We start from the raw sequence: 6,193 nt of genomic DNA, 5'->3' as shown, positions 1-6,193 counted from the left end.
GGAAGCAAAGAAGTTAGGCGGGAGATAAACTGCCCGTAAAAGCCCGATTGGTGAGGGCTGATAATCAGTGGGGGATGAAGAAAACCCCCACTGATTAAAGTTTCACTTTATTAAGTGGATGCAAACCGCTATGTAAAATATATGTAAAAATGTATCAGCATCGAAAGGGATTTTGCATATACAGGAAAAAAAAGTATCTCACATGAATGTATAAAAGGAGGTCCATATATATGTACACTGAAAAAGAAATCTTAGAAAAATTGACAATGGTACAACTTAGAGACGAAATAAGCAATACAGATAAAAATCATACGAAACTAAAAAAAGAAGACTTAATAACTATGTTACAAACTGAAATGAATGGGAATGAGATGCGTTTACAAAATTTAATCCGAAAGTATCCTGATATTTTTTCGATAACCCCTGCAAAATTAGAAGAATTTCTTAATATAACAAAAGCAGAAAGGAAAAGATGGACAAACGAAGGCAAATTATCTGTTTCTTATTATGAATCCTTTCATAAGTGGGGGAAAACTCACGTTTATCCAATGTACAACTTATATCAAGTAAACAAACTAACACAAGAAAGCATAAATTTATGGCGAGAAAATTATAAAGAACACATCGCAAAAAGCAGAAAAAAAGCTACCAAAAAAGCTGTACAAACACGTAACCAAAACAAAGCAATTACCAGGGAATTTTATGAAAAAGAATGGAAATCTTTATTGAAAAAATGGTACAAAGATAACGCATTAATAGGAGCTACACTTCAACTTGCATATTGGACAATGTGGGTAAATCGGTATGCGAAAGAGATGCAAATAAAACAATTAAATGCAAAGTCGAAAAGCGAAGAATATAAGTTAAAAAAGGAGACTTTCTACGCGTACAAAAATGTAGCATTAAAACTTCTATTTACCTCTCCATTAACTACAGTATCTTTTTACAGACCTCTGCATGCAGATAAAATATCTAACTTGTTCTTTTGTGATCACCATTTTGAACTATGGATGTTAGAAAGAGAATACGAATATATAACTAAATGGGATTTTTTCTACTCTCACCAAAAAGATATCTATAAATGTAAAAATTGTAATTATAATCCTATAAAAGACTATTATTCTCTTTATTTCATTTCTGTAGAAATAGAGTCTGTTTACTTTTCATTTCATATCCCCTTTCCTCTAGGTTCAGATTTTCTCCCGTCTCCTAATAAAATAGTAGCTATTCAGCATGAAGAACAAGAAGGATTATTTCGTTTCGGACGAGCTTTACTTGAAGAAGAGAAAATCATTTTTAAAGAAAAAAGCATAATTAAATATTTTGAAGAGGCTATTCTGAAATATAAACACGTTTATACTGAATGTTCCTCAATTATTGACCTCCCTCCCCCTACTATCTAATATCACTTTATTTCGAACATAACAACTAAACATAATTCTTTCAATGAAGGTATATCCAAACCACAAAAAAATAACGAAGCAACTCCTTTTATACGTTCCACACCACTAATCCACTATATAGAAACAATGATCGAACATTTCCTTTTATTGTTATTCATCTTATAATATATAAAAATCCTCTCATTACAGGAATGATATAAACTACAATCTGTATTCATAAAAAAAACATATTTGCAACACGTGACACCATTTTAGTGTATAAGCAAAAAATATAAATCATTCACCTATTCATTTTTGAAAAAATACTTTGAGGAGCAATTTGCATATGACATTTAAACGCAATCGATTACTATACGCAATGATGACCATCATTGTAATTATATTAGGGCTAACATCAAGAAAAATAGCTCATGTGTTACCACATATTTTGAATACATACTTAGGAGATGCACTGTGGGCGTTAATGATTTTTGTTGGTTTTGGTTTTATTTTTAAAAGTGCTCATACAAAAACCGTTGCGTTACTAGCTATATCATTTTGCTATATCATTGAATTTAGCCAACTGTACCATGCTAGTTGGATTGATCATATTCGAGAAACCACTTTAGGTGGATTAATATTAGGTTATGGCTTTTTATGGAGTGACTTATTGGCTTATGCAATAGGCATTGGAATAGGTGTGATAAGCGAAATGTTATTTGTATGGATTCGAAAACCTAGCAAACTGATATAACTAACCTCTAGACCTGTATTCGTACATATGGCTAATACATGTAGCTTAGATTTCCCATGTATTAGCCCATTGTACATTTAATATGCATTCTACGTCGTTTAATGAAATAATTTACTTCTGCTTTTTCAGTACAACGATTGAACAAACATTCGAATAACCGGTTGTCTTTATGCATGTTTATATTCATTTCATATTCAAATAACACGAAGTTTTTATGTATCCAGTGTTTTGACTTATAACATAAGGTATCATTTCATTACAAGTATACCTTATTCTTGTTCTTTCATATTTTTTGTACCAGAACTCCTTTTTCGATAGATAAAAAGTCAAACTCAGCCACAAAACCTTTTCCTTGTGGACTACAAGCATATACCCCACATTGAAATACTTGTCCCTCTGTATCTTCCATTAATCTAGCAATTCGTAGTTGATTCCACTCTCGTTCCATTAGTTCACTTAGAGAAAGCGTTTTATCATCTTCAGCTTCCAAAAATTCGACGATATAATCTCCAGATTCCCTACGAATACGAAAATATAAATCTAATGGCCCCCGAGTATAATTTTGAGTAGACCAATCTGAGTATCCATGATTTGTAACAACCGCTCCAAGTTTACATGAGCCATTTGGTTCGTATTCAATAGATGTTTTGATCCAACAATCTTTAGAAAAGCGAACCATTAGTCCCGCTTGATCATATTGATGCACAGGATATGATCGTACTCTAGTCGTAATAATGACATCCTCATTCATTTCTGTATAAAGAAAATGCCCATTATCAACAGCAAATCCATAATGAGTTTTTTGCCAATAATCAGTCCTCTCATTAGGTTCAATAATAAGACCAGAATTTTCCTTTTTTATGTTCCAATTCTCTGGTTGACAATACCACTTTAAATCCGAATGAATCGTATCACTTCGAAATGATTCATATAATGCTAATGAATTCATCGAATATATCCCCCTAAATTTTTCTCAATTATTACCGTAATAATAATTTTATCAAATATTCCAATAAACATAAAATGTCTCATAATTTCTTTCTTGTTCTTCTACTCATGCACATCAACTTAAGGATGGAAATAAACTGAACTTTCGTGTAGCTGAGTTCAAACGTTCTTAAAAATGAAAAGAAAGGAACTACGCTTCTTCTTCACGATATTTCTCCCTTTTTTCTCTCCAAATGATATATACAATACATAACACAGCTACAATGATTGGAATCGCGATAAAAGAACCGATGAAAGGATAAGCCGCCAGACAAAGTATACAAGCTATTACAGCTAACACCTTACCCAAGACATTTGTAATCAACTTCACTCCAGCTGCTGTGCCAACAACATAAGTGGCGATTGCTAATGAGTTAGGAATAAATACTAACTGTTCTAATCCAATGCCAAAAATAAAACTTAACAATAAACCCAGTGCTGCAATCGATCCTACTAATAAAACCGCACGACTAGGAGTTGAATATTTTTTATTAATGTGATCCAACCATGACGGTGCTAAGTGTTCATGAGATAAGGAATAACCTAACCGACTCATACTCGCAACAAACGCGTTGTTTGTTCCTAAACATATAATAAAAGCGAGAATTGCTGTTACCCAGGCACCATTTACCCCTGCAACTTTTCCCACAACTTGGGCTAGCGCTGCATTATTCATAGCCTGATTAACAGTTTGTTCTCCTGTTGAATAGGATTCCGTACCAATTACAGCCAAAATAATGCCAAAGTACAAAACACCGATTATAACAATAGCTCCCCATGTAGATCGCATGATGTTTTGTTTTCTTGAATTTTTAAATTCTGGCGCTAAGCTGGAGATCGCTTCCCATCCAAAAAATGACCAAAAAATGAGCATTGTAGATTGACCAATTGGAATGAGGCTACTTTTTGTAATATGGAGTGTTATGCTCTCAAGGTGAATAACTGGAAAAGCTAACACTGATGTACTCAATAAAATAAAAAATGTAAGCCCGGCCAAACCTAATTGAACTTTCCCACTTGTTTGTAATCCCACATAGTTTCCGATAACTGCAATGATGAGCAATACACTTGCAATGACATAAGCAGCAAAATGTGGCAAGTTGAATGCAAAAGCTATGTAAGTCCCACCTGTTAATGAGACAATGATTTGCCCTACACTTCCTGCAATGAAAAAAAACCATCCAGAGAGAGCACCTACATAATGCCCAAAAGCTTTGTTTGCAAAAGTCAATATTCCTCCTGAACTAGGGAAATCGATTGAAAGAAAAGCAAATGTACAAGCTAATGGAATGCTAAGAAGTATCATTATTATCCATGAAACTAATGCATTTGAACCTGCAATACCCGCTGTCATACCGGGCAATATCAAAATTCCTGATCCTAAAACAGCTCCCACATATAAGGCGATGCCTTGTGGAACTGAAATGGTTTGCTTCAATGTTTGTGACAAAATAATCCTCCCCTTACTATTTATGTATAATTCCATTATAGAAAGTTATTTCCTTATTTTATATAAACTATTGAATATTTTAGACTGTTTAAACTTTATATTTTGAATAAATAACAATATAATTATTTACAATTAGGAAGAGGAGAGGATAACTTTGGATAACATTGACCGAAAAATAGTAGAACTCCTTCAGGAGGATGGCCGAATAACAATTATTCAGTTATCGAAAAAATTGAATCTTAGTCGCCCTAGTGTAAATGAGCGATTGCGGCGATTGCAAGAAAATGGGGTCATTCAAGGTTTTACAGCACGTATTTCTCATGAGGCAATTGGAAAAGACACACTTGTAATCATTCAAATAGGAAACTTAAAAATAGAATGCCATCGATTTGAGGAGATTATTAAAGAGGAAATGGATATTCTAGAGTGTCATAGAGTGACTGGAACAAATAGTTATTTTATGAAGGTGGCAGTTGCCTCAATGAAAGATGTAACCGCCCTCGTAGATCGACTTATTCCTTTCGGACAATTAAACACATCTGTAGTACTTTCATCACCTATTATGTATCGCCCTTTGCTCCCTGTTCATGATTGCTAAGTTTCAATTAAATTGAAAGTTATCACTTTATAGATTCAATTTTTTATTATTGAACAAAGGATTAACAAGTGAAGAAATGTATTTCTCCTCAAAACGAAAAAAACAGTTGATACTTTTAAATTCATTAACCGTAGAAATTGAAAATTTTCGTTTTTGGGGTACTTCACAATATTAACTTGATGGATGTGGGGTATCGCCAGCATTTTTGAAAAAAACCACGCTAAGCAAAAAATACAATGAGCTGTCCATATGGGCAGCTCATTTACATAATGATCGTTAGCGGAAGTCATTTTAAAATTCTACATGTGGATTTATTTTTTGTTCCGACGAATAAACCACTTAACCAAATCTAGAAGTAGTACGAGAAGCGGTATTCCCTGAACACAGAAAAATCCTCCCCAAAAATCAAGTTCAGTACTGTCTGGAGAGTCTGTTGTCATTGCACCTACAAAAAAAGCCATTGGAATTGCGAGTATATTTATCCCTAAACCGATCATTACGAATGACAAATTTTTTTCCCTGATTTTTGGTGAATTAGCCTTGATAATTAAGAATATTCCAGTGCCGAATATAAGAAATAGAAATAGTATTCCATAAAATTTAATATAATCCACAATATTCCTCCGTTATCCTAATTGTACCATTAGCAAGGACGTTTTTATACAAATTTGGATGAATAGGATATTCATGATCGGTTAACATAACGTCTCATTATCGGTAGCAAGGAAAAAGGATGATCTCTACTTTCACAAAGAATCCGCATTTTTCTTTTTCTATGACTCTATTCATTTTTTATACATCCCTATCCTGGCGTGGGTTTCAGGGTTCCCGTTTGTTACTGGATTAGCCGAAAAACTGTATAAAATCTTGCATACTCTTAGCGTGGGTTTTTTCCAAAATGCTGGCGTTACCCCATCGCTATCAAGCTAAGACTTCATTAGGAATTTTCCAGGGGAGTTTTTTTACTTTTTATAAGGGATCGGTGTAGATTATTTAAAAATTCGCATACGAAATAAACCCTA

The 6,193-nt window shown here is 33.5% G+C and carries 6 protein-coding genes; 3 read left to right on the top strand and 3 right to left on the bottom strand.

Annotated elements, in window-relative coordinates; all coding sequences use genetic code 11:
* Positions 1 to 230 precede the first annotated feature (230 nt).
* Positions 231 to 1,403, top strand: a complete 1,173-nt coding sequence (locus tag MR076_RS25640) for a hypothetical protein (RefSeq protein WP_242225387.1) — start codon at positions 231 to 233, stop codon at positions 1,401 to 1,403.
* Positions 1,404 to 1,728: 325 nt separating this feature from the next.
* Entirely contained in the window at positions 1,729 to 2,136 is a 408-nt protein-coding gene (locus tag MR076_RS25635) for a ribosomal maturation YjgA family protein (RefSeq protein WP_242225386.1), read from the top strand.
* Positions 2,137 to 2,419: 283 nt separating this feature from the next.
* Here the strand turns inward: MR076_RS25635 and MR076_RS25630 are convergent, their stop codons facing one another.
* Both MR076_RS25630 and MR076_RS25625 read right to left on the bottom strand, forming a co-directional pair.
* Positions 2,420 to 3,085: a DUF1349 domain-containing protein gene (locus tag MR076_RS25630; protein ID WP_242225385.1), complete on the bottom strand. Its 666-nt coding sequence runs from the start codon at positions 3,083 to 3,085 to the stop codon at positions 2,420 to 2,422.
* Between the two features lie 189 nt (positions 3,086 to 3,274).
* Positions 3,275 to 4,573, bottom strand: coding sequence for an APC family permease (locus MR076_RS25625; RefSeq protein ID WP_242225384.1), 1,299 nt, complete (start codon positions 4,571 to 4,573; stop codon positions 3,275 to 3,277).
* A gap of 154 nt (positions 4,574 to 4,727) precedes the next feature.
* On the opposite strand from MR076_RS25625, the gene MR076_RS25620 reads away from it, so the two are divergent.
* Complete coding sequence (locus tag MR076_RS25620) at positions 4,728 to 5,171, top strand: Lrp/AsnC family transcriptional regulator (protein ID WP_035434719.1); 444 nt, start codon at positions 4,728 to 4,730, stop codon at positions 5,169 to 5,171.
* Positions 5,172 to 5,482: 311 nt separating this feature from the next.
* On the opposite strand, the gene MR076_RS25615 is transcribed toward MR076_RS25620, so the two are convergent.
* Entirely contained in the window at positions 5,483 to 5,785 is a 303-nt protein-coding gene (locus tag MR076_RS25615) for a hypothetical protein (protein ID WP_242225383.1), read from the bottom strand.
* Positions 5,786 to 6,193: the final 408 nt, after the last annotated feature.

The organism is Bacillus cereus group sp. BfR-BA-01380 (assembly GCF_022663535.1).
Classification (GTDB): Bacteria; Bacillota; Bacilli; order Bacillales; family Bacillaceae_G; genus Bacillus_A; species Bacillus_A cereus_BB.
This window is presented reverse-complemented; position numbering and strand designations above follow the sequence as displayed.